Below are 23,019 nucleotides of genomic sequence, written 5' to 3'. Positions count from 1 at the left end.
GCGCGCCTGAGAATCCGCATCAGAGTTGAGTGCGCGTTGTTCGGGAATCTCATTTAAATATTTGTAAAAACGTAATAATATAGATAATAACTCCAACCTGTATCCAGTGTGGAGTAATGGTCGCAGGGCGTGAACTTACGCCCTTATGGATGCGTCGAAGTCCTTCAGTTTGAATCTCAGGAAATTGCGGCTTGCGATGCGCATCACGCAAGAAGCGCTCGCCCATGATGCGGGCACGAGCAGCTCTTATCTGAGTGCGATCGAAAATGGCCGGTCGAGCCCGACGCTGAAAGCAATGGAGCGGCTCGCGAAGGCACTCGGCGTTAATGCCGTCTATCTCTTGTCCGGCCGGATATCGATCTCGATCGTTTCGGACGACGAACTGGAAATCGGCGCGATACTGGCGCGCCCGGCGGTGACGCTCCGGCGCCATCCGCACAAGCCGACGGGGCGGCCGAGCAAGACCAAGTAAATCATCGGGGGCTGCACGCGCGTGGGCTGGAACCACGCGCCCGATAGACGCGCCCGCAACGCGCGCGTCGAAAGGAGTGCCCCTCGGTGCCGTTTCGCGACCTCGATGCCTATATTAAGCAGGCCAGGCGCGCGAACAGTGATCGCGAGCTGTTCAGTTGCAGCGAGGCCGCCGCACGCCAGCTCGGCCTCCCATGGCTCGCGATCGTCCAGAGCATGGCCTTCTTTCAGCCCGGTGGGCGATATTTCCGCATGGACAATTTCCAGAGCTGGGGCGACGTTTTCGTCGCCGAAGGCTATTACCGCGACGATCCCGCCTTGCTCGCGGCGCGCTCGACAAGCCGGGCGTTCTGCTGGCACGAAATGGAGCGACTGCTGGGCGGCTTCACGCGGCGACAGGCGCGCATCGTGCGCGAAGCCGCGCGTCATGGCCTGCGCAACGGCCTCACCGTTCCGATTGGCGTCGCCGGCGAGCCGCCCGGATGCTGTACGTTCGCAACGCGCGACGGGCAATTGCCGCCATCGCATATCTGCCGGATCGCGACGCTGATGGCGAGCGAGGCGTTTACCGAGGCGCGGCGCTTGCACGGCTTTCCGGCGCGCCCGCTGAAATTACCCCATCTCAGCCCAAAGCGGCTCGAATGCTTTCGCTTGGCGGCGATGGGCAAGAGCGACGTCGAGATCGGGATCATGATGAACATCGCCCCGACGACAGTGCGCACCTACATGCGTGACCTGCGCGAACATTTCGGAATCTATTCCCGCGCGCAGCTCCCGGCGATCGCGCTCGCCTGCGGAATCGTCTGCATCGAGGAGATCGTCCCGCGGTTCTGAGCGGGATCGCCGCATCCTCAATATTGACGACTGTTTGAGCCCTTCATCTCTGCTCCCTTCGCGACTGTTCAATTTGAACGGGAGCTACTGCCATGATCCATATTGTCAAAGGGTGCTCGCTTACCGATGCGCGCGCCGCCTCGATGTTCGAGGACCGCAAGACCCTGTTCGTCGATCTGCTGGGCTGGGATGTTCCGGTCGTCGGCGGCCGCTATGAAATCGACAGCTATGACGGCGACAAGGCGGTCTATCTGATCGCCACCGACGATGGCTGCATTCACCAGGGGTCGATGCGGCTGCTATCGACAGAGGGCGCACATCTTCTCGCCGATCGTTTCGCGTCGCTCTGCGAGTGCGATGCGCCCCGGGGGGAGCAGGTTCGCGAGATTACGCGACTTTGCCTGCCGCAACGATTGGGCGCCCCCGGACGCCTGCGTGTCCGCAACCGGCTCATCTCGGCGATGGTCGATCATGCGCTCGGCAGCGGAATCACCATGCTAACCGGCGTCGTGACCGCTGCTTTTCGCGAGGAGGTTTTGGCGATGGGCTGGCGCGCAGCGCCGCTCGGCCCCGCGCGCCGCATCGATGGCGCGTTCCTTGGAGCGTTCCGCATCGAGATCTGCGCCGGTACGCCTGCGCTGCTGGCGTCGAACGGCATCTATGTACCGGGTGCGATCACTCCCGATGCGGCGGCAAGAGCCGCGTGAAGGGAATGGCGATGCACGACCCCGCCCGCCTCGCCGCGATGCTGCTCGCCGACGGTTATGTCATTGTCGATAACGCCGTGCCGACCGAGCTAATCACCGCGCTCGAAGCCGAACTCGCACCGCGCTTCGTCGCCACGCCCTTTTGCGAAGGCGGATTCTACGGAGCCCGCACCAAGCGCTTTGGCGCGTTGTTGCGGCGTTCACGGCATATCGCCGGCCTTGTGCTGCACCCGATCATCCGCGGTATCGCCGAAACGGTGCTCGGGGAATGGTGCGATCGTATCGTTCTCAACCTCACCCAGGCGATCGAAATCCATCCCGGCGCGCTCGCGCAGGTGCCGCACCGCGACCAGGATCTCTGGGGCGGCGTCAAGACCGGGATGCACTATCAGATCAACGTCATCTGGCCGATCGATCCGTTCACGCTGGAGAGTGGCGCGACGCTGGTCTGGCCGGGCAGCCATCACGATGCGGCATCGCAACCGGGCGATGCACGTCCGGTCGCCGCCGAAATGCCACCCGGCTCCGCGCTGCTGTTCCTCGGATCGATCCTGCATGGTGCCGGCGCTAACCAGTCCGATCATGTGCGCCGCGCGGTCATCACCTCCTATTGCCTCGGATGGCTGCGGACGTTCGAGAATCAGTATCTCGTCTATCCGCCCGCCATCGCTCGAGCGTTCGATCCCGATCTGGCCGCGCTCATCGGCTATGCCCAGCATCGCCCCAATCTCGGCAATGTCGAAGGCCAGTGCCCGTCCGTGCTGCTTCACCGGGACGATATCGACGGCCTCCCTGCGATCGACGCGCTGCTCCCCGGCCAGGCCGACATGCTGGATGCCTATGTCGCCGAACAGGAAGCCGCGCGTGCGGGCCTGATCGGCGGGTAACGCGGGTTCGTCGGACCGGGCGCTGCACTCATGACACACGATCCAAACCCCGAAGCAGGCGGCGGCGCGCGAACACGGATCGAGGCGGATTCATCCGCTGTGGACGGTGGAGCCACGGCGTCGTCGGCCGCGGAGCGCGCTCGGCGGGCACGCGAGCATTGCCCGTTTCTGACAACCAAGCAGGCCGCGTTCCATCTCGGTCTCGCGGGGGACACGCTCAAGAAGATGCGCCGGGAGCGGCGCGGCCCGCCGTGCCGAAAGCATGGCACCGTCTGGCGCTACCATATCGACGATATCGAGGCCTGGTCGCGCGCGAACATGCGGGAGGGAGGCAATGGCTAGGCTGCTACCCTCCCGTCTGCCGGCTAAACCCACCGCGCTGATCGGTCTCGGCGCGGCCGCGCTGGCGACCACGATCGCGCTGCCGCCAACGCCGTGGCTGGTCTGGAACGCATCGGCCAGCGCGCCGATCGGTCTCTATGCCGTCAGCGGACGGCAGGACATCGCATCGGGCGACATGGTGCTGGTCCGGGTGCCCGACCGCTGGCGCCGGCTCGCCGCCGAGCGGCGCTACATTCCGATCAATATCCCGCTGGTCAAGCGCGTCGCGGCCGCGCCCGGCGATCGCGTCTGTGCGCGCGGGCGGGAGATCTATGTCAACGGCCACCCGGTGGCCGAACGCCGCGAAGCCGATGGCCGCGACCGTCCGATGCCGTGGTGGAATGGCTGCGTGATGTTGCGTTCGGGCGCATTGTTCCTGCTGATGGACAGCCCGGATTCGTTCGATGGGCGTTATTTCGGACCGACATCGCGCGGCGACGTCATCGGCGAGGTGCGACTGCTGTGGCTGGGCTGAGGGTCGCCATCACCGCCCTGGCGCTGCTGGCGGCGGCACCGGCTGACGCGCAGTCGGTCGTTCACTGGCGGCCCTATATCGAGGCAGCCTCGGCGCGTTTCGGCGTGCCGGTAGAATGGATCGAGCGCGTCATGCGCGCCGAGAGCGGCGGGCGCACGGTGCTGGACGGGCGCCCGATTACCAGCCACGCCGGCGCGATGGGACTGATGCAGCTCATGCCCGGCACCTGGTCCGAAATGCGCGCGCGGCTCGGGCTCGGACGTGATCCCCATAGCCCGCGCGACAACATATTGGCGGGGACGCTCTATCTTCGTCTGATGTATGACCGCTTCGGTTATCCCGGACTGTTCGCAGCCTATAACGCGGGACCGGCACGCTATGCCGAGCACGTGCGGACCGGCCGCGCGCTGCCCGGTGAGACCCGCGCCTATCTCGCGAGCGTCGCCGGAGTGCCCGTCAATTCCCGGTCGGCTGTCACGGCCGCCAGTGCAACGCCGCGTACCGTCAATGCCATCTTCTTCGCGATCGGCGACCGGCCCCCTGCCGGCCGGAGCGAAGCCGGTGCGGCCACGCTGTTCGTCGCGCTGCGATCGACGTCGCCCGAGAAGAACGCGCCAGACCGCCCATAGTGCGAGCCGATCGGGGCTTCATGCCGAATCGTGTTTCTGCTATGTTCCGAGCCTATGGAGTTGGTCGTGATGTTGCTCGGTCTGATCCTGTCCGCCACCGGCATCGTCCTCTTCGCCTGGGCGATGTTCCGGCTCGCCGTCTTCGCACTCCCGGTCGGGCTCGGTGCGGCCGCATTTCTGTGGGCGGGGGGTGGCGAACTGGGGCCGTTGCTCGGTCTGCTTCTCGGCCTCGTCGTCGGCGTCGCGGTCTTGCTGATCGGACGCATGCTCATCGCGTCGCGGTTGCCCGTTCCGCTTCGCGGAGCGATCGCGCTTCTCTTCGCCGTGCCCGCCGGGATCGCCGGCGGCAGTGTCGTCTCCAGCCTGATGCAGCTCGGCGGTGCGGGGCCGACCGCGACCGGCATCGCCGCGGCGGTCGGCGCGATCATCATCGCCGGTGCCGCCATGATGAGCCTGTTGCCCGCGATGACCGCTTGCACCGGTTCGAACGGATCCCCGCTGCACGGTTGATCTGTTGGGGCCAGTGGGCCGAGTGCTCGCTCCTCGTGTCACCGCGCGCATGGCGACCACGACGAGAGTGCTTCAAGACGGCAGGGTCTGACCTGACGCATCCGGGTTTTCAGGCGCCTCGCGCCTGCGGCGCGACCGCCGCTCTATTCCGCTAGGCTCACATCCGTTCGCCAAGCTCCACCGGGCCACGCTTCGCGCGTCCCGGCCAAAGGTGACGATCGGACTGGCGGGATGCCGGAGCCTTGCTCCGGCCTGTCGTCGCCGCGCCTGACCGGCGCGGCGGCATTTTTCGTTGGGCCTTCCCCTCGTCGCGCGGGTGGGCGGCGCTCCCTTCTGGGCCCGGCCCGGCGTCCCGCAAGCCGGCCTTCGACTGCGCTCGGGTCCGGCTCCTCCATTGCATTTCGGCCCTGCGGGTGCGGACCGCCTCCTGGCCGCGCCCGGCAGGTCGCAATTCGCCGCCCACCCCCGCTCCGGGGGAGGCCCTGGGGTTTTTGGGGCGGCATTGGAGGATAGCCATGCACCAGACCGGCAGCCAACGCGCGCGCGCAGAGGGCAGCAAACGCCAGCCCCCGGCGGAGCGCGCCAATCTTTACGACGAGGTGACGGGCCGCATTGTTTCCGAACTTGAGGCGGGCCGCTTCCCTTGGGTCCAGCCTTGGGGCCGCCCCAATGGTCAAGGCTTCTCCGCCGCCCCCGGCCTCCCGCGCAACGGGCTCACCAGCCGCAATTACAGCGGCGTCAATGTCCTGATCCTGTGGGGAGCAGTGATCGAGAACGGCTATCCGTCGCAATCGTGGCTGACCTTCCGCCAAGCCTTGGAGGCGGGCGGCAATGTCAGGAAAGGCGAGCGCGGGACAAGGGTTGTCTATGCCGACCGCTTCACCCCCGAAGCCGAGAAGGAACGCGCGCGCCAGACCGGCGGCGAAGCCCGCGCGGTGCCGTTCCTCAAACGCTTCACCGTGTTCAACGTCGCACAGTGCGAAGGCTTGCGCCCCGGCCTTGCCACCGACCCCGCACCGCTTCCCGAACGCCAAGTCGTGCCGATCGCCGAAGCGGTCATTGCGGCATCGGGCGTCGATTTCCGCATCGGTGGGGACAAGGCCTACTATGTCCCGAGCGCCGACTATGTGCAGGTGCCCCCGCAACCGGCCTTCCACGAACAGATCAATTTCTACCGGACGGCGCTGCACGAACTCTGTCATGCCAGCGGCCACCCGTCGCGCCTCAATCGCAATCTGCGCAATGCGTTCGGCAGCAAGGACTATGCGCGCGAAGAATTGATCGCCGAGATGGGATCGGCCTTCCTTTGCGCCGCGCTCGGCATCGTGCCGACCGTTCGTCACGCCGATTATCTGGCATCATGGCTCGACGTGCTGCGCGAGGACAATCGCGCGATCTTTCGCGCGGCCAGTCAGGCGAGCAAGGCCGCCGATTGGCTGCTTGCCCGCTACGCCGAGACGCAGGACGAAGGGAGGGAAGCGGCATGATTACGCTCCCCCATGCGATCCTTTCGGCGCTGCGCGCGAATGCGCGCGCCAGCCGCCTCCACGAGCAGCGCGACGAACGGTTCGACCCGTTCCCGGTGGTCAAATTCTTCAATCCGGTCGGCGCGGCGACGTGGATCGCCACCGAGCTTTACGACGATGGAGACACGCTGTTCGGCCTCGCCGACTTGGGGTTCGGATGCCCGGAAATGGGCGTGTTCTCGCTTACCGAGATTGCGGGCGTCCGCTTGCCCTTCGGCCTGTTCATCGAGCGCGACGAGCATTTCGAGCCGCTGGCCCCGCTTTCGCTATGGTCCGATACCGCGCGGCGCATGGGTGCAATCGTTCTGGCCGAAGCCGAACTTCGCCGCATCACCGATAGCCGGAACGGCAACGAGCTTCCGCCGCCTCTTGATGATCGAGGGGCCGGATGACGCGCGGCGCGTTTCGCCGCATTGAGTGCCGGTCCCGCCCATCCAGCAAGACAAACGGGACCGGCGCTCCAGAAGGAGCAGACCAATGAAACTCGACTTTATCGACCATAGCAAGCTGGTTCCGTCCAAGGTGAACATGCGGCACGGACCCAAGCCCCCGGACGTGGGCGACATTCTGCCCTCGATCCGCAAGCGCGGTGTCATCGTGCCGCTGATCGTGCGCCCGCAGGCGGGCAACGATAATGGCGTCCACGAAATCGTCGCCGGGCGGCGGCGCTGGACGGCGAACGCCATCGCGCTTGTCGAGGGCATCGACCACGGCCCGCTTCCCGTCGCCATCCTCGACGCCGGGGACGACGCCGACGCCATCGAGGCATCGCTTCTCGAGAACACCCGGCTCGATCCCGACGAGGTGACGCGATGGGAAACCTTCGCACGGCTGGTCAAGGAGGGCCGCGACATTGCGGATATCTCCGCGACGTTCGGCATTCCCGAGCTTGGCGTGAAGCGTATCCTAGCGCTCGGCAACCTGCTTCCGCGCATCCGCGATCTTTACCGCAAGGAGAAGATCAACGCGGCGACCGTCCGGCATCTGACGCTGGCGAGCAAGCAGCAGCAGAAGGCATGGCTGGCGCTCTACGACGATGACGACGCCTATTGCCCGACCGGCCAGCAATTGAAGGCATGGCTGTTCGGCGGGCAGTCGATCAAGGTCGAACATGCCCTGTTCGACGTCGATGCGAGCGGCCTTGCGATCGTCGCCGATCTGTTCGGCGAAGACCGCTATTTTGCAGATGCCGACGCGTTCTGGACCGCGCAGAACGCCGTAATCGACGCGCGCAAGGAGGACTATCTGGATGCCGGATGGTTCGACGTGGTGATCGTCCCGCCCGGCGAATATTTCTACCGCTATGAGTTCGCCAAGGCACCCAAGCGCAAGGGCGGGCGCGTGTATATAGATGTGCGCGAAAGCGGCGAGGTCGAGGTCCACGAAGGCTATGTGACGAGCAAGGAGGCCAAGCGGCTCGAACGCGGCGAGGCAATCGAAACCGGCCCCAAAGTGCCGCGCCCCGAAGTGACGAGCACGATGCAGACCTATATCAACCTGCACCGTCATGCCGCTGTCCGCGCCTCGCTGACCCGTCATCCCAAGGTCGCGCTGCGCTTGATGGTCGCCCATGTCATCGTCGGGTCGCCACTGTGGACGGTCAAGCCCGAGCCGCAGACCGCGCGCAACGACGATGTGCGCGAAAGCGTCGAAACTTGCCGCGCGGAAACCGACTTCGACGCGAAGCGCCGCGCCGTATTGGACCTTCTCGGCTTCTCGCCCGAGGAACCGACCGTCACAGGCGGCAACGGCGACGACTTCGGACTGGTCGGCGTGTTCCTGCGCTTGCTCGACGTGCCCGACCGCGCCGTAATGGACGTGATCGTCATCGTCATGGGCGAAACGCTCGCCAGCGGCAGCGCCGCCATCGAGGCGGTCGGCGGCGAGATCGGCGTCGATATGGCCCGCTACTGGCAGGCCGACGACGCCTTTTTCGAGTGTGTCCGCGACAAGGAGGTGCTGACCCGCATCGTCGCCGAGGTGGCGGGCGAACCTGTCGCCGCCGCCAATGCGAAGGAACCGGGCAAGGTCTTGAAGCGCATCGTCCGCGACCATCTGGAGGGTGCGAACGGGCGGCCCAAGGTCGAGGGTTGGGTGCCGAAATGGATGGCGTTCCCGCCCGCTACCTATACGGCGCGCGGCGGCGTCGGCACCGTCGCGGCTCATGCCAAGGTGCTCGCGGCGCGCCCCGACCGCGAGCCGGAACCGACCGGCCCCGGCGCGGTGATTGCGCTTCCGGCCCCTGCCAAGGCCGAGCCGCAGGAACAGCCCGAGCGCGAAGCCGCATGAAACTGGACGGGCGGCGGCGCACCCGCCGCCCGTTCCGTCCCCCATAAAATCGCCGCGCCGCTCGGCCGCAAGCGGCCCTCGCGGCGCGGATTTCAGACAGGAGACTTGTCATGGCCGACCGTGTTTCGGCATCCATCACCATCGGCGGGACGCTCCCCGCCAGCCAGCTTCCCGCCTTCGCCGAGGCCATCGCGAACGAAGGGCTGTCCACCGAATGGGACGGCGAACCCTTCGCGCTCGGCGATCTGCCCGAGGGCGAGCCCTTGGCGCTCATGGCGCACGAGGTCGCCTGGGGGCGGTTCGAGGGACTCGAAGCCTTCTGCATCGCGCATGGGCTTTTCTTCGCGCGCTGGTCGGGCGCCTATGCCTGCCAGTGGGGTGCGGAACGCACCGTGTTCACCGGCAGCGGCGAACCGCAAAGCTACGCTGCCGACGAGGACGACTATATCCTCATGGGGCGCTGCACCGCCGAGCGATTGGGCAGCTATGCGGCGATCATCGCGCATTTCGATGCGGCCGACTTCGCGGTGCCCCCGCTTGTCATCACGCCCGAACGGGAGGAGGCGAGCAATGGCTGACATCTGGATTCAGGGCAGCTTCGCCTTTCGCTGCACCGCCGCCGAGTGCGCGCTGATCGAGGAAGTCGCAAACGCTGGCTACGCGCTAGCGAATGACGACGCGCCCGATCCGCCGAGCGCGGCGCTGCTCGCAGCCTTTCCGCCGGACGATGCGAACGCGCGGTGGAGCGGGTTTCGCGAGGCGTTCAACGATCCCGAATTTCCCACCATCGGAGCCGATTTCATCGCTGAAACCTGCCCCGACGATCCATCCGCGCGGATCGTGTGTTTCGCCAGCATGGACGATTTCGATGCCGCTGCCATCGCGGTGGTGATCCAGCGATGTTGCCCCGAAACGCTCGCCAAGGGGCCGATCGGCTTTGAATGGGCCATGACCTGTTCCAAGCCCCGCATCGGGGAGTTCGGTGGCGGCTGGTGCGCGATTTTCGCAGACCGCATCGAGATCGACGCGACCAACGAGGCGCTGTCGCGCGCGCTCGCGGGCGACGGCAACTAGCCCAAATCGCGCCGCACTGCGCGCTCGCGTGCCGAAAACCCCTGCCGCCTGACCTACCGGGCGGTGCGGCGGATCACCGTCCGGGCGCTTCCGCATAACGTGCATTCGTCCTTCTGCCGCTCGAATCCGCGCGTGCCGCCGAGCGCGCAGGTGACGACATTGGCCTGTGCGGTAACCGACAGGTTGAGCCGGTCAGTCACGCAGGCATCGCACACCGCCGCGCCGTCCAGCCGCACGATCAGCCGTTCGATCTGCCCCGCAATCGTCGTTCCTTCGTTCATCGCCGTGAGGCTATAGCCGCGGCCTCGTGGCCGCGAAAGCAATCATGGCTTCCCGGAAAGACGCCGGACTGGGCTTCCTGTCCGCGCGCGCATCTCGTCCTTTCGTGTCTCACCAACCCGTCGCCGGCTCCTTGGGCGCATGACCTGGGACGGCCGCGCGCCTCGCGAAACCATCGCGCGGAACTGATTTCCCCGCGCCGCTTTGGCGGCGCTCCTCGCGGCCGCTTCGCTCCAAATCAGCCCCGCGCTTCCGGTCCTCCGCTTCGCTTCGGCCTGCGGTTCGCAGCGCGCTCAAGGGCCGTCCCTTCGGTCCGCCCATCGCCCGGCATCGGGTCGGGCGAATGTGCAAGGAGACGAGAAATGCCCTCAATCGGTCATGTCCAGCGCCAGAACGACGGTTCGTTCCGGGGCGCCTTGAAGACGCTTTCGGTCAATGCCGAGATCGCCATCATCCCCAACCGCAGTAAGACCGGGGACCAGCCCGACTACCGCGTGCTGTCGAACGGCGTCGAACTGGGCGGCGGCTGGATCCGCACCGGCGAGGTGAGCCAGCGCGAATATGTCCGCCTCGCCATGTCGGCCCCCGAACTTGGCGGCCGCACCCTCTACGCCAATCTCGGCCGCGCCGCCGGGCAGGACGACGACGACGCGTTCGCCGTTATCTGGAACCCCGGCGACTGAGCCGGATCGGCCCCGCGCCGGTCACCCGGCGCGGGGCTTTCCTCATGCCTTGAGGGCTTGGCGTGGGCCTTTTCCTGCACCGGAACGCGCTTGCGGGCCTGCAGAGAGGAAGAAATCCGCTCAGCAAGCACCGAGTATCCGGCGGCGAACGGACCGCCTCAACCATCGACGGTTCCCCCAATTTTCACGCCACCTGCGTTCCGCTTCGCTCCACTCCGGCGACGAGAAAATCGGCTCCCCCGTCGCCCGCTTCGCGGCCGCTGCGCGGTGGTTGACCCCGCCCGCTCCCCGCCGGGCGATGGCTCATCTTTCGCTTGTATCAGGAGGATGAGATGTCGGTTGAACAACAGATCGAGGAGCTTCGCGCGGAGCTTTCATGGTGCGATGACGCGGGAGAACGGCGGCAGATCGAAGCCGAATTAAGGGCCGCTGAGAAGAGGCTGAAGCGGTGCAATCGGGCGCTGCGTCAGGCCGAACAGGCAGGCTGGCAATAAGGCGATGCGCTGTTGAAGGGGCAGGTTCGCGGGAGTGGTGCCGCATGGCGCCGCTCCCCTTTTTTGATCGGGAAGGCGGGAAGGCAAAGCGGGCGTCTGGGGCGGCAGGTGGCAGTCGGGCTCGATGGCAAGATAGAGGCAAAATCTCGCGATTTTGTAAGTGTTTGTCTGCACATCGTTTTTTGAAGGCTTTTGCGAGACTCGCCCTTTGAGTGCGAGACAGGGTTACCAGGAGTGGCGGTTTTCTGGGCTTTTCCGATCCCAATCGCGAGACTCCTTGCGCTCTGGCGAGGACGCGCCATTCTTATCGGCGGGGAGCGTCATTCCGGCATGGAAGGACGCCGCTATGCGCGATGATGAGTTCGAACCGCAGCTGGGCCGGATGCGCGGCCGGGGCAAGGAGCAGCGCTACCTGAGCCGCGTCGTGAAAGCGGCAAAGCGGGCCGGCATGAAAACGGGCAGGCGCGGCCGTTTCGACGGCAGCCGGATCGGGCGCGGCGCGAGTGTTGCGCGGGTGCTCAGATCGCGCGACCGATTGGGCGCGTTCCGGTCGCGCCGCGTGATCGTCAAGATACGGCCTGTCGGCCTTGGCGGGAAAGGCATGGGCGGTGCGAAGGCGCACCTTCGCTATATTCAGCGCGACGGCGTGACCCGTGAGGGCGAGGCTGGTGCGCTCTACTCGCCCGACAGCGACGTCGCCGATGGCAAGGCGTTCCTCGAACGGTGTGACGGCGACCGCCGCCAGTTCCGGTTCATCGTGTCGGCCGAGGACGCCGACCAGTATCCCGACTTGAAGCCGTTCGTGCGCCGGCTGATGACGCAGATGGAGCAGGATCTTGGGACAAAGCTCGATTGGGTGGCGGTCGACCATTTCAATACCGGCCATCCGCACACGCATATCGTGGTGCGCGGCGTAAACGATCGGGGTGAGAATCTGCTGATCGCGCGCGAGTATATCTCGCACGGGAGCCGGCAGCGGGCGATCGAGATCGTCAACCTCGACCTGGGGCCGCGCACCGACCTTGAAATCGAAGAGCGGCTTCGCAGCGATACGGGTGCCGAGCGGCTGACCGCGATCGACAGACGGCTGATCCGCGACATGGATACCGCGCGGCTGGTCAGCGCGAGCGATGGCGATCCCTTCCAGCAATCGCTTCGCGTCGGTCGCCTGCAGAAACTCGGGCGCATGGGACTCGCCTCGCATGTCGGCAACGGCACCTGGCGGCTTGAGCCCGACCTTGCGAACACACTGCGCCAGATCGGCGAGCGCGGCGACATCATCCGCACCATGCAGCGCGAGCTGACCGCGCGGAAGCTCGATCGTGCTGCGGTCGATCGCGTCATCTACGACCCGGTCGCGAAGGAGGCGACGCCGATCATCGGCCGCGTCGTGATGCGCGGGCTCGCCGACGAACATGAAGACCGTCATTATCTGCTGGTCGACGGCATCGACGGGCGCACCCATTATGCCGAGATCGGCAAGGGCGAGCTGGTCGACACGATCCCCGAAAATGCCATCGTCCGGATCGCGCCACGCGAGGGCGGCATTCGCGCCGTCGATCGGACGATCGACGAGATCGCGGCGGCGAACGGCGGGCGCTATTCGATCGACGCCCATCTGAAGCACGATCCGACCGCCAGCGAACGCTTCGCCGAAACGCATGTCCGGCGGCTTGAAGCGATGCGAAAAATCTCGGGCGTCGTCGAGCGCGAGCCCGACGGAAGCTGGATCATCGCGCCGGACCATCTCGCCAGGGTCGAGAGGTTCGAAGCCATGCAGTTCCGCGACCACCCCGTTGCCATTGAAACCCTGTCGGCGATCCCGCTCGACAAATTACCGGGAACCGATGCCGCGACCTGGCTCGATCGCGAGCTGGTCGCCGAAGCGCCGGTGCCAGTGCGCGATGCTGGGTTCGGGCACGAGGTTCGTTCAGCGCAGGCGATGCGACGGCAATGGCTGATCACCGAACAGCTTGCAGACGAACAGGATGGGCAGACGGTCTATCGGCGAGGGATGCTCGCCGCGCTCCAGCGGCGAGAATTGCTGCGTGTCGCCCGCCAGCTCTCCGACAAGTTAGGCGTTCCGTTCGCCGAGGCCAGAGAGGGGGAGGCTGTTCAAGGCAGGCTCGTGCGCGCAGTCGAGATGACGAGTGGTCGCCATGCGCTCATCGAACGGTCGCGCGATTTCACGCTGGTGCCGTGGCGCTCTGTTCTCGATCGCCATGTCGGTAAATCGGTCTCGGGCATCATGCGCGACGGCGGGATCAACTGGACACTCGGGCGGCAGCGCAGCGGGCCGAGCGTCTCCTGATCCGGAGGATTCGGGCTTTCTATTTTCATGAAATTATGTTTTCATGGATTCATGAAAAATATCGCAGCGCAAACCGATGTCGGCGACGAGCATCTTCAGGTGCAGATTCCTGCCGTTACGAAACGCGATCTCGGTCAACGGTCGCTCGATTCCCGCGAGCCGATCCGGATGATCGTACTGCGGGCACTTGAAGCCTATGGCGTGAGCGTCCCCGCAGACGCGATATCGGATCGCCGGAAGGGCAGGCGATGAGCGAGGATTTCGAAGCTCTCACTGTTGCGGATTATGCGAAGCAGGCCGCGCGGACTGATCAACGCAGCGGTGGCCGCGCACTGGGCTTCTCGATGCTTGGCCTTTTCGGCGAAGTCGGCAGCTTGCTCAGTGAGGCCAAGAAAAAGCAGCGCGACGATGCCTCCTACCTGGGTTACGCTCACGCCGTCGCGGAAGAGCTTGGTGACGTCCTTTGGTATCTGGCGGCGATCGCACGGCGCAGCCGCATGGCGCTCAGCGACATCGCTGCCGCCGCGGCGACAAACGGCGGACAATGGCAGACGGGCGGCAACGAAACGCTCAGTTTCCATGCGCTGCAGCCGCAGCACATTCCGCTTGCCAAGGCACCGATGCCGCAGTTCGAGCATAGCCTGCTCGCGCTGGCAGGCGACGTTGGGCTGCTCATCAACGATTTCCAGGCGGGCGGTCTTGCGAAGGACCGCGAAGCACTCGCGGGCCGGCTGGTCGCGGTCATGCGCCGGTTGATCCAGGCGGCAAACGAATCCGGTGTTACCATCGAGGCTGCCGCCGTGAAGAATCTTCACAAGATCTTCGATCGCTGGCCGCGCGAGCGCATCTATCCGGCGCCGACCGATGCGGCGCTCGACCCAGAAGAGCAATTGCCGCGGCGGATGGCGATCGACGTCTATGAACGCACCGTTCGCGGGCAGACATTCGTGTATCAACGCTCAAGCGGTGTGTATGTCGGCGACCGGCTCACCGACAACGCGCTCGAACCCGACGACTATCGTTTCCACGATGTCTTTCACTACGCTTATGTCGCGGTGCTTGGCTGGTCGCCAGTGCTGCGTGCGCTGCTCCGTCTCAAGCGCAAGAGCGATCCGAAACTCGACGACGCCGAAGACGGTGCTCGGGCGATTCTCATCGAAGAGGGCATAACTTCCTGGATTTTCGGACAAGCGCAGCAACTCCGGTACTTTGAAAACGTGAAGCGCGGTGGCCTTCCGCTGGACATGCTGAAGCATGTCCGCCAGTTCGTCGCCGGCTACGAATCAGAACGCTGTCCGCTGTGGCTTTGGGAGGAAGCGATCCTCCAGGGCTATACGGCTTTCCGCTTCCTTCAGGAGCATCGGCGCGGCCGCGTCCTGATCGACTTCGCCAATCGCCGCCTGCGTATCAAGGAATTGCCGTCATGACCCCGAAATCCTTTGTGTCCACCCTGGCGGCGACCGAACTTCCCTCAGTGTTCAATCCCTGGCGCGATCGCTGCACGGTCCATGACCGCAGCGACGCCGCCGCCCGGCGCCGCGACAATCTCGAAATGCTGCTCACCGCGGCGCTTGATCATCGCGTCGAAACGATCTGGATCGCGCGTGATCTCGGCTATCGCGGGGGGCGGCGTACGGGCGTACCGCTGACCGACGAAATTCACCTCGGACATGCCGGCACGCTGATGGGCGGCATCGCATTTGAACGTGCGACGCAGGGACCCGCCGTGGCGGAGCGCACCGCGGCGATCGTCTGGCGTGTGCTAGAGCGGATCGGTCAGCCTGTCATGCTCTGGAACGTTTTCCCGTTCCATCCCCATGAAGCGGATGATCCGATGTCGAACCGATGCCACACGCGAAGCGAGCGCGAGGCGACCTGGCCGATATTGCAAGCCCTCGTGTCAATGATCCGGCCCCGCCAGATCGTCGCGATCGGGCGCGACGCTCACCTGGCGCTGGACGGTCTCGACATTCCGACCACCGCGGTCCGCCATCCGAGCTACGGCGGGCAGCGCGAGTTCATCGAGGGCATGTTCAGCCTGTACGGTGTCGCGGATGACAACGATGAGCCGCTAGAACTGCCGTTGGGCGCGCCTCACGCCGCAGCACGGAGATGTGCGCTCGCCTGATCGCAGCGTTCAAAGAGTTGCTTAAGATCGCCGCGGTTCCAGTTGGCGGTGTCGACCGTGGCGTTGGTCGAGACGATCGTGAGCGGACCCAGCGCGACCCCGCCTTCCTTGGCGATGAATTCGAGCAGACGGCCGAGGCCGATCAGATTGCCGAGCAGTTTTTCGATATAGTAGTGATTGCGGTAGAGCGCGGTCATGCCGAGGCGACGATCGTCGCCCTTGCCGATCAGCTTGAGACTGGCAAAGCTCAGGCACTGACCGCCGTAGGGCGAGTCATTCACGTCGCGGGCGGGGTCGAAGATCAGCAGTTCGAATTTGTTGAGCGCTCGGACGTTCGGGTTGCGCAGGCGCTCGACGATGCCCCAGATTTGATTGATTGGCTGGCCGTCGGCGCGGGGCAATTCCATCATCCGTTCGAAATAATAGCCCGACCAAGCGCCCGACCTCCGGACCTTCGGCAGCACGTTGTCGCGAAACCGGTCGAAGAATTGCGGCGCGCCGTAGCGCCTGTACAGCGCTGCCGGAAAAATCGTGTTGGCGACCGTCTCGATGGGCTTCTTGCCATGGCCCGAAAGGAAGGCATCGACTTCCGCCACGACGGGATCGGCGAGTGTTGCGCGCGCAGTCGGCTCGGCCACGGAGATGACGACATTCTGCGCCTGGTGTCCGGTGGCGAGGTCGACGAGCCGGACCGCCTCGCGCCAGCCAGCAACGCAGTCAGGCTGCGGCGGTATGGGAAGATACATCGACTTCCTCCGTCAAATTTGCCGTGGCGAAAAGGCGCGGCGCTAGAAAGCGCTCAGTAAGCCAGGCGTGGCCTTCCAAGCCCCAACCTGGTCCCCAGCTGTTGCGGATGAGAATGGCCGGGGTGCCGTCCACGGTTCCATGCCCGACCGCGACGACCGCGTGCCGTTGCGCTGGCTCGGGGAGTTCGTCGTTCGCCGGATCGACGACGCCATCACCGCGCGGCTGGAAGAAAGACCGTGACAGCATCGTCAGCATGAGCACCGGCGTGTCACGATCCAGCGCGGCAAGGATGGATGACAGGTCGGTTCCATCCCTCTGTCCGTTGCGGCCATAGAGCGGGCCAACGGTCGCCGGCGGCGTCCACAGTCGATGATCGGCTGGAACCGCTGCCAGATACGGCCAGCCTTTCTCGTCGGGTTGGCCATCGAGCCGTAGCGCGTCCAGCATTGTGGATAGCAGTGCGCCGCTCGTCGGCGGTCTGCCCGCCCGTTTCTGCGCGGCATAAAAGGCGAATTCACACGACAGCGGTGCCCAGCCGTCGCGAAGCCCGGCGTGGGTGTCGCTCGCGGCGAATGCGAGGCATGTCGGCCGCGCGCCTTGATCGCGCGCAGGCCCGAACAGCGGCCGAAGGTCACGGACGATATCGATCATGGGGCGTCAGGCGGCCTCGAGCAGGTGCCGCCGTTCGGCGCGCGACAGGCCCGTCTGTTCCGGGCCGGTGAGGTCGAAATCGAGCGTCAGGCTGGTGAGGGCCGGCGCAGGCTGCCACGGCCGCCGCTCGTCGAGCGACATGCGGCCGCGCCGCGGCGCATCGGGCGCCGCGGTGACACGGCGGACAACGGGACCACCGATGCCATCGCCGTCGATTGCCTCACGCTCGTCTCGAACGACGGCGAAGCCGCTGGCGATCAGTTGGTCGAGATCCCAGAGATACCCACCGCCGCTATGTTCTTCGAGCTGCAGCACGAAAAGATCATTGCGACTGCCATCGATCCGCGAGCCGGCATCGCGCTCGGTCAGCAGCCAGACGTCGCCGCGATAGTTGTCGGGCCGATAGTCCTTGAGGAGATCGACCTTCAGGCTGCGCGGCTGCGTCCGGAGCAGGTCGGTCATCACCGATGGCGAAATCAGATTGTAGCGAACCAGGGTGCGGCACGTCGCCTCATAGCTGGCGCCGATCCGCAGCGAGAGCTGATAGACGACATTGGGGCGCCGGAAATGATCGATCTGCCATCCTTGTCGCGCGCTGTGCGCGAGCACCAGCCATTTCGGCATCATGAAGGCGATCGCAAAGGCGTCGGCTTCGGTTTCCTCGAAGTTGTTTCCCGGTTCGGGCGACATCGGCATCCGGCGCAGGATGCTCTCATCGTCGAGGCTCGGCTCGTGTCGCATCGAAAAATGCCCGAGTTCGTGCGCGGCCGTGAAGCGCTGGATGCTCATCGGTCGTTCCGTCGTGACGAGAACGCCAGGAGCAGGTGCGCTGAGATAGGCGCCGAGCAGGCCTTTCAGAGGACGAAGCAGCAAGGGTAGACCCACGGCATGGATCGCGCCGAAGACATCGACGCTGCCGCCTTGGGTCTCGATCAGTGCGCGCGTATCGAGTTCGCGATGCAGGCGGCCCGCTGCCATCGTACCAGCGCGAACCGCGCTCGCATAATCCGACGCCATCGATCAGCTCCGTTCGCCGCCAGACCGCGAGCGGAGATATTCGGCAAACCGGCTCAGCTCGGCCCGGTCCTCAGTCGACAAGGCCGCAACGCGTCGCGCCAGATGGGCGACATCGGCGGGAAGGCTCGCGGAGGCCTCGTCTTCGCCGGTAAAATAGGCCACCGACTGGCGGTAAAGACGGGCAAGCCGCGTCAGTTCGATCGCTTCAACGCGGCGCTGGCCATTCTCGATATCGGTAAGCGCGGTCCGGGGAATCTTGAGATAGGCAGCAACTTCTTCCTGCTTGAGGCCGAGATATTTCCGTGCTTCGCGCAGACGGTCGCCCAAGCGCCGCCGCTCCTGCTCGTCGCCTTCCTGGCGGAGTGCGAGATTGGTCATGGCTTCGACCCTTTCTTCTTAACCCAGACGCGTTCGATCTTAGGGAGGAGGTCGTCAATCGCCTTCTCGATCGAATTGTAGCCGCCGGTGCGGACGATGCTGTCGCGAAGCTCGATGTCGAGGACCTGCTCCACCGCGCAAAGCGTGTCGACCACGGACAAGGAGTCGAGTGGCACGGGCGCCTGGATGATCTTCGGGTTTTCCGGAGGCAGGGCAATTCCGCGCACCTGTGCCTCAGCCCTGGCCACTTGCAGCAGTTCGTCGACCAACGCCCTAATGGCGTCGGCTTTGGGAAACGCGGTTGCCGCGGGCTGCGGAGGAGCGATTGTCGCCATGCATGCCTCGCACGATTTCACTACATTAAATGCGATATAATGTCTGATAATCCGACACGCAAGCCCGAATTTGCAGCTCGGATTTTTGCAGGGTGTAGCGGGTCATCGGCGGTGCGGTGTGGTGGTCAGTGCCACCTCGAGGGACAACGACAGGGCAGAATCATCAACTCGGGTCATAGCTCGATCAAAAGAACAGAGCTGGAATATTGAGTCAGTCGCCGACGAGTGATCTCCTTCGGTCACCCACCAGCCCCCAGCGGCTCCGTTCATTTCGGGCGGCCCATAGCCGAGTCTTGAAGCCGCGCCCCGACCGCATCCGGCGGTATGGGCGGGAGCTTCAACGTGACCCCGACCAAATTGCTCATCGGCCAGATCCTTGTCGTGTTCGCAATCGTGATCGCGGGCCTCTGGGCGGCGACCCAATGGGCGGCGGCGATGCTCGCCTACCAGCCCGAACTTGGTCCGGCCTGGTTCATGGCTGGAAGCACGCCGGTCTATCGTCCCTGGGCGCTCTTCCCCTGGTGGTATCACTACGATGCCTATGCGCCGCATGTTTTCGACAAGGCCGGCGCGCTCGCCGGCGCGAGCGGTTTCATCGGCTGCGGCGCGGCGATCGCAGGCTCGCTCTGGCGCGCGCGGCAGTCGCGTCACGTCACCACCTATGGTTCGGCGCGCTGGGCCAGGCCGAACGAGATCGAGCGGGCCGGCCTTTACGGTGATGCCGGCGTATTCCTGGGCCGCTCGCGCGGCCGCTATCTCCGGCATGACGGCCCCGAACATATCATGGCGTTCGCGCCAACCCGTTCGGGCAAGGGCGTCGGGCTGGTCATACCGACACTGCTTGGCTGGACCGGCAGCGCCGTGGTTCACGACATCAAGGGCGAGAACTGGCAGCTCACCGCCGGCTGGCGCGCGCGCTTCTCCCACGTCCTGCTGTTCAATCCGACCGATCCCGCTTCCGCCAAATACAACCCGCTGCTGGAGGTCCGGCGCGGCGAGCATGAGGTCCGCGACGTCCAGAACATCGCCGACATCCTGGTCGATCCCGAAGGCGCGCTCGAACGGCGCAACCACTGGGAGAAAACCTCCCATTCGCTCCTGGTCGGCGCGATCCTCCACGTCCTTTATGCGGAGGAAGAAAAGACGCTCGCACGGGTAGCCACATTCCTGTCGGACCCGCAGCGGCCGTTCACCGCCACGCTCCGGCGGATGATGACCACCAATCACCTCGGCACGAAGGATGCGCCGCAGATCCATCCCGTCGTCGCCTCGGCGGCGCGCGAGGTGCTCAACAAGAGCGAGAACGAGCGCAGCGGCGTCCTCTCCACCGCAATGTCGTTTCTCGGGCTCTATCGCGACCCGACCGTCGCCGCGGTGACATCGCGCTGCGACTGGCGGATCGCCGATCTCGTCGAGGCCGGCCATCCGGTCTCGCTCTACCTTGTCATCCCGCCATCGGACATCAGCCGCACCAAGCCGCTGGTGCGGTTGGTGCTCAACCAGATCGGCCGCCGCCTCACCGAAAAGCTCGATGCCGATCCCGCCAGGGCGGGCAAGCACAAGCTCCTGATGATGCTCGACGAGTTCCCGGCATTGGGGCGGCTCGACTTCTTCGAGACCAGTCTTGCCTTTCTCGCGGGCTATGGAGTGCGCGCCTTCCTGATCGCGCAGTCCTTGAACCAGATCGAGAAGGCTTATGGCGAGCACAACTCGATCCTCGACAACTGCCATGTCCGCGTCGCGTTTGCGACCAACGACGAGCGCACGGCGCGGCGGATTTCGGACGCGCTCGGCATCGCCACCGAACAGCGCGCGATGCGCAACTATGCCGGCCACCGGCTCGCGCCCTGGCTGGCGCACGTCATGGTCAGCCGGCAGGAGACCGCCCGGCCACTCCTGACCACCGGCGAGGTGATGCAGCTCCCGCCCAAGGATGAGCTTGTCCTTGTCTCCGGCATGGCCCCGATCCGCGCGAGGAAGCTGCGCTATTACGAGGACCGCAATTTCCGCGAGCGGATCGCACCGCCGCCGCAGCCCGCGCCCGGAGACTATCCCGACCGGCCGCAGGCACGCCCCAACGACTGGAGCGGACTGGTCCGCGCGCCCGATACCCGGCTCGGCAAGCCCGATGACGATGCGAAGGCGGATGAGGACGGCGGCTTGCAACAGCAGCGCCACCCCGGCCTCGGCGAAGAACCCGCCAAAAAACCCGAGCCGCCAAAGCAGCTCGACCTGCTCGGCCTGGACAGCGACGACACCGACACGATCGCCGACAAGCACGCGATGGACCGCGCCGGCGCCACCGGCACGCTGATCCGCGCTCACGCGATCAATCAGGGTCGCAGCGCCGACATGCTGCCGGACTTCTGACAATGGCCGCGATCAAACCCAACCGCGTCCGCTACCAGCTCTTCCTGCCCGAAGATCTGAGCCACCGCTTCGAGGCGCTGGCGAGCCAGCCCGGCGCGTCCAAATCGGCGATCCTCACCGACGCGCTCACCGCCTGGCTCAACCGGCAGGCGGCGAGCGAGCTGGAGAACAAGTTCAGCCAGCGGCTCGATCGCATGTCGCTCGCGCTGGGGCGTGTCGAGCGTGACGGGCATGTGCTGCTCGAGAGCCTGGCGCTGTTCATCCGCTATGAACTGATGGTGCAGGCCCCTTTGGCCGAAGCCGACGAAGCGGCGCGTGCGATCGGCCGAGACCGCTTCGAGGCGTTCATTGCCCGCGTCGGCGAAGCGCTCGCCAGCGGCCAGCGCACGCTTGCTGCCTCCGCGAAAGACAATGGAGGTGGGCGATGAGCGACACGCTTTTCGGCTCCGATAATTCCGCAGGGCGTCGGCGCGCGATGCTGCGCACCGCGATGGGGCCGACCATCGCCGCAGCGCTGGCCGATCCGGTGGTCATCGAGATCATGGTGAACCCGGACGGCGTGTTGCGCCTTGATCGACTCGGCGAAGGCCGGATCGATACCGGCACCAAATATGAGCCCGCGCAGGTCGAGCGGATCATCCGCCTGGTTGCCAGCCACGCACGGACAGAGGTTCATGGCAATGCGCCGATCGTGTCAGCCGAGCTGCCACCGCACGGCGAAGGCGCGGGCGAGCGGTTCGAGGGTATCCTGCCGCCGGTCAGCCTCGCGCCGTGCTTCTCGATCCGCAAGCCCGCGGCGCGCATCTACACTTTGCTCGACTATGTGCGGGACGGCATCATGCCCGCCGACACGGCGCGACTGCTGTCGATGGCCGTGGTCGAGCGCAAGAACATCCTGGTCGCGGGTGGCACCAGTTCGGGCAAGACGACGCTTGCCAACGCGCTGCTCGCCGAGATGGCGCACCTCGACGAACGCGTCATCATCATTGAAGACACGCGTGAGTTGCAATGCGCCGCGCCCGACGTGGTGGGGCTGCGCACGCGTACGATTGGCACTGCCGGAGCCGGCGGCGTCACGATGGCTGATCTTGTCCGCTCGACATTGCGGCTCCGCCCCGATCGCATCGTCGTTGGCGAGGTGCGCGGGCGCGAAGCGCTCGACATGCTCAAAGCCTGGAACACCGGGCATCCGGGCGGCATCGCAACCGTCCACGCCAATTCGGCAGTGTCGGCGCTCTACCGGCTCGAGCAGCTCGTGCAGGAAAGCGTCGTCACCGTTCCGCGCCGGCTGATCGCCGACGCCATCGACATGATCGTGTTCATCGCCGGGCGCGGCCTCGCGCGCCGCGTCGACACGATCGCGCGCGTCGCCGGCCTCGATCCCGACGGCGGCTACGCCGTCCTCGACCTTACTCCCGACCACGCCCTCGAACCCCAAGGAGAATGACCATGCGCTTGTCCCGTATTCCTGCCCGTATTCCCGATCGTCGGAGCATCTTCCTCACCGGCGCCGCCATCGGCCTCGGGCTTGCGCTCGCCGCCACCGCGCAGGCCGCCGGCTCGGGCATGCCGTGGGAGGAACCGCTTCAGCAGGTCCTCGAATCGGTCCAGGGTCCTGTCGCCAAGATCGTCGCGGTGATCATCATCATCGTCACCGGTTTGACGCTCGCGTTCGGCGAGACGGCAGGCGGGTTCCGGCGCCTCATCCAGATCATCTTCGGCCTGTCGATCGCGTTTGCGGCGTCGAGCTTCTTCCTCAGCTTCTTCAGCTTCGGCGGCGGGGCGCTCATCTCGTGAACGCGCCAAATTCCTATGGCGCCAGCCATATCGAGGGGTTCGAGGC

At 65.5% G+C, this 23,019-nt stretch carries 28 protein-coding genes; 22 read left to right on the top strand and 6 right to left on the bottom strand.

The genetic code is table 11. The features are described 5' to 3' along the window. Positions 1–145: 145 nt before the first annotated feature. The 13 genes from JHC57_RS03655 (at position 146) to JHC57_RS03595 (ending at position 9,783) form a co-directional block, all read left to right on the top strand. Complete coding sequence (locus JHC57_RS03655) at positions 146–472, top strand: helix-turn-helix transcriptional regulator (RefSeq protein ID WP_017499963.1); 327 nt, start codon at positions 146–148, stop codon at positions 470–472. Positions 473–558: 86 nt separating this feature from the next. After that, positions 559–1,305, top strand: coding sequence for a LuxR family transcriptional regulator (locus JHC57_RS03650; protein ID WP_017499962.1), 747 nt, complete (start codon positions 559–561; stop codon positions 1,303–1,305). Between the two features lie 92 nt (positions 1,306–1,397). Continuing rightward, positions 1,398–2,012: an acyl-homoserine-lactone synthase gene (locus JHC57_RS03645; protein WP_017499961.1), complete on the top strand. Its 615-nt coding sequence runs from the start codon at positions 1,398–1,400 to the stop codon at positions 2,010–2,012. Positions 2,013–2,023: 11 nt separating this feature from the next. After that, positions 2,024–2,899, top strand: a complete 876-nt coding sequence (locus JHC57_RS03640) for a phytanoyl-CoA dioxygenase family protein (protein ID WP_038292484.1) — start codon at positions 2,024–2,026, stop codon at positions 2,897–2,899. A gap of 30 nt (positions 2,900–2,929) precedes the next feature. Beyond that, complete coding sequence (locus JHC57_RS03635; protein WP_081095412.1) at positions 2,930–3,241, top strand: helix-turn-helix domain-containing protein; 312 nt, start codon at positions 2,930–2,932, stop codon at positions 3,239–3,241. Further along, positions 3,234–3,755, top strand: a complete 522-nt coding sequence (locus tag JHC57_RS03630) for a S26 family signal peptidase (protein WP_017499958.1) — start codon at positions 3,234–3,236, stop codon at positions 3,753–3,755. Before JHC57_RS03635 ends, JHC57_RS03630 begins: the two co-directional genes overlap by 8 nt. Beyond that, positions 3,743–4,384, top strand: coding sequence for a lytic transglycosylase domain-containing protein (locus JHC57_RS03625; RefSeq protein ID WP_017499957.1), 642 nt, complete (start codon positions 3,743–3,745; stop codon positions 4,382–4,384). The genes JHC57_RS03630 and JHC57_RS03625 overlap by 13 nt, the downstream gene beginning before the upstream one ends. A 66-nt stretch (positions 4,385–4,450) precedes the next feature. Next, positions 4,451–4,894 (top strand): hypothetical protein, encoded by a 444-nt coding sequence (locus JHC57_RS03620; protein ID WP_136175471.1) that lies wholly within the window; start codon positions 4,451–4,453, stop codon positions 4,892–4,894. A gap of 515 nt (positions 4,895–5,409) precedes the next feature. Beyond that, positions 5,410–6,381: a zincin-like metallopeptidase domain-containing protein gene (locus JHC57_RS03615; protein ID WP_017499955.1), complete on the top strand. Its 972-nt coding sequence runs from the start codon at positions 5,410–5,412 to the stop codon at positions 6,379–6,381. Then, entirely contained in the window at positions 6,378–6,812 is a 435-nt protein-coding gene (locus JHC57_RS03610; protein WP_017499954.1) for a DUF2958 domain-containing protein, read from the top strand. The genes JHC57_RS03615 and JHC57_RS03610 overlap by 4 nt, the downstream gene beginning before the upstream one ends. A gap of 85 nt (positions 6,813–6,897) precedes the next feature. After that, the gene (locus JHC57_RS03605; RefSeq protein WP_017499953.1) at positions 6,898–8,709 is read left to right on the top strand and encodes a ParB N-terminal domain-containing protein; all 1,812 of its coding nucleotides are present in this window, start codon (positions 6,898–6,900) and stop codon (positions 8,707–8,709) included. A 110-nt stretch (positions 8,710–8,819) separates the two neighbouring features. Then, the gene (locus tag JHC57_RS03600; protein ID WP_017499952.1) at positions 8,820–9,287 is read left to right on the top strand and encodes a hypothetical protein; all 468 of its coding nucleotides are present in this window, start codon (positions 8,820–8,822) and stop codon (positions 9,285–9,287) included. Further along, positions 9,280–9,783 (top strand): hypothetical protein, encoded by a 504-nt coding sequence (locus JHC57_RS03595; protein ID WP_017499951.1) that lies wholly within the window; start codon positions 9,280–9,282, stop codon positions 9,781–9,783. Before JHC57_RS03600 ends, JHC57_RS03595 begins: the two co-directional genes overlap by 8 nt. A 53-nt stretch (positions 9,784–9,836) precedes the next feature. Here the strand turns inward: JHC57_RS03595 and JHC57_RS03590 are convergent, their stop codons facing one another. Then, positions 9,837–10,064, bottom strand: coding sequence for a hypothetical protein (locus tag JHC57_RS03590; protein WP_017499950.1), 228 nt, complete (start codon positions 10,062–10,064; stop codon positions 9,837–9,839). 360 nt (positions 10,065–10,424) lie between these two features. Between JHC57_RS03590 and JHC57_RS03585 the strand changes: the two genes are divergently transcribed. From JHC57_RS03585 to JHC57_RS03565, 5 genes are all read left to right on the top strand, one after another. Next, positions 10,425–10,745, top strand: coding sequence for a DUF736 family protein (locus JHC57_RS03585; RefSeq protein WP_017499949.1), 321 nt, complete (start codon positions 10,425–10,427; stop codon positions 10,743–10,745). 840 nt (positions 10,746–11,585) lie between these two features. Continuing rightward, the gene (rlxS, locus tag JHC57_RS03580; RefSeq protein ID WP_017499947.1) at positions 11,586–13,550 is read left to right on the top strand and encodes a relaxase/mobilization nuclease RlxS; all 1,965 of its coding nucleotides are present in this window, start codon (positions 11,586–11,588) and stop codon (positions 13,548–13,550) included. A 51-nt stretch (positions 13,551–13,601) separates the two neighbouring features. Further along, a complete protein-coding gene (locus tag JHC57_RS03575; protein ID WP_017499946.1) occupies positions 13,602–13,802 on the top strand; it encodes a hypothetical protein in 201 nt (66 codons plus the stop codon). Continuing rightward, on the top strand, positions 13,799–14,977 hold the full coding sequence (locus JHC57_RS03570; protein WP_017499945.1) for a nucleoside triphosphate pyrophosphohydrolase family protein: 1,179 nt from the start codon (positions 13,799–13,801) through the stop codon (positions 14,975–14,977). Before JHC57_RS03575 ends, JHC57_RS03570 begins: the two co-directional genes overlap by 4 nt. Further along, entirely contained in the window at positions 14,974–15,678 is a 705-nt protein-coding gene (locus JHC57_RS03565; RefSeq protein ID WP_017499944.1) for a uracil-DNA glycosylase, read from the top strand. Before JHC57_RS03570 ends, JHC57_RS03565 begins: the two co-directional genes overlap by 4 nt. Here JHC57_RS03565 and JHC57_RS03560 read toward each other — a convergent pair. The 5 genes from JHC57_RS03560 to JHC57_RS03540 are packed head-to-tail and all read right to left on the bottom strand — an operon-like array spanning position 15,645 to position 18,806. Continuing rightward, entirely contained in the window at positions 15,645–16,424 is a 780-nt protein-coding gene (locus JHC57_RS03560) for a hypothetical protein (protein WP_017499943.1), read from the bottom strand. The genes JHC57_RS03565 and JHC57_RS03560 overlap by 34 nt on opposite strands. After that, complete coding sequence (locus tag JHC57_RS03555; protein ID WP_017499942.1) at positions 16,396–17,076, bottom strand: C1 family peptidase; 681 nt, start codon at positions 17,074–17,076, stop codon at positions 16,396–16,398. The genes JHC57_RS03560 and JHC57_RS03555 overlap by 29 nt, the downstream gene beginning before the upstream one ends. 6 nt (positions 17,077–17,082) lie before the next feature. Continuing rightward, on the bottom strand, positions 17,083–18,093 hold the full coding sequence (locus tag JHC57_RS03550; protein ID WP_017499941.1) for an ImmA/IrrE family metallo-endopeptidase: 1,011 nt from the start codon (positions 18,091–18,093) through the stop codon (positions 17,083–17,085). A gap of 3 nt (positions 18,094–18,096) precedes the next feature. Beyond that, a complete protein-coding gene (locus JHC57_RS03545; protein WP_017499940.1) occupies positions 18,097–18,471 on the bottom strand; it encodes a helix-turn-helix transcriptional regulator in 375 nt (124 codons plus the stop codon). Further along, positions 18,468–18,806: a hypothetical protein gene (locus tag JHC57_RS03540; RefSeq protein ID WP_017499939.1), complete on the bottom strand. Its 339-nt coding sequence runs from the start codon at positions 18,804–18,806 to the stop codon at positions 18,468–18,470. Before JHC57_RS03540 ends, JHC57_RS03545 begins: the two co-directional genes overlap by 4 nt. 342 nt (positions 18,807–19,148) lie before the next feature. Here JHC57_RS03540 and JHC57_RS03535 point away from each other — a divergent pair, with 342 nt between their 5' ends. The 4 genes from JHC57_RS03535 to JHC57_RS03520 are packed head-to-tail and all read left to right on the top strand — an operon-like array spanning position 19,149 to position 22,973. Next, positions 19,149–21,176 carry a conjugal transfer protein TraG gene (locus tag JHC57_RS03535; RefSeq protein WP_038292469.1) on the top strand — a complete coding sequence of 676 codons (2,028 nt, stop codon included), beginning with the start codon at positions 19,149–19,151 and terminating at the stop codon, positions 21,174–21,176. 2 nt (positions 21,177–21,178) lie between these two features. After that, entirely contained in the window at positions 21,179–21,604 is a 426-nt protein-coding gene (locus JHC57_RS03530; RefSeq protein WP_017499937.1) for a hypothetical protein, read from the top strand. Beyond that, the gene (trbB, locus tag JHC57_RS03525) at positions 21,601–22,623 is read left to right on the top strand and encodes a P-type conjugative transfer ATPase TrbB (RefSeq protein WP_017499936.1); all 1,023 of its coding nucleotides are present in this window, start codon (positions 21,601–21,603) and stop codon (positions 22,621–22,623) included. The genes JHC57_RS03530 and trbB overlap by 4 nt, the downstream gene beginning before the upstream one ends. Then, positions 22,620–22,973, top strand: coding sequence for a TrbC/VirB2 family protein (locus JHC57_RS03520; RefSeq protein WP_017499935.1), 354 nt, complete (start codon positions 22,620–22,622; stop codon positions 22,971–22,973). Before trbB ends, JHC57_RS03520 begins: the two co-directional genes overlap by 4 nt. Positions 22,974–23,019 lie beyond the last annotated feature (46 nt).

Source organism: Sphingopyxis sp. (assembly GCF_016463645.1).
Taxonomy (GTDB): domain Bacteria; phylum Pseudomonadota; class Alphaproteobacteria; order Sphingomonadales; family Sphingomonadaceae; genus Sphingopyxis.
This window is presented reverse-complemented; position numbering and strand designations above follow the sequence as displayed.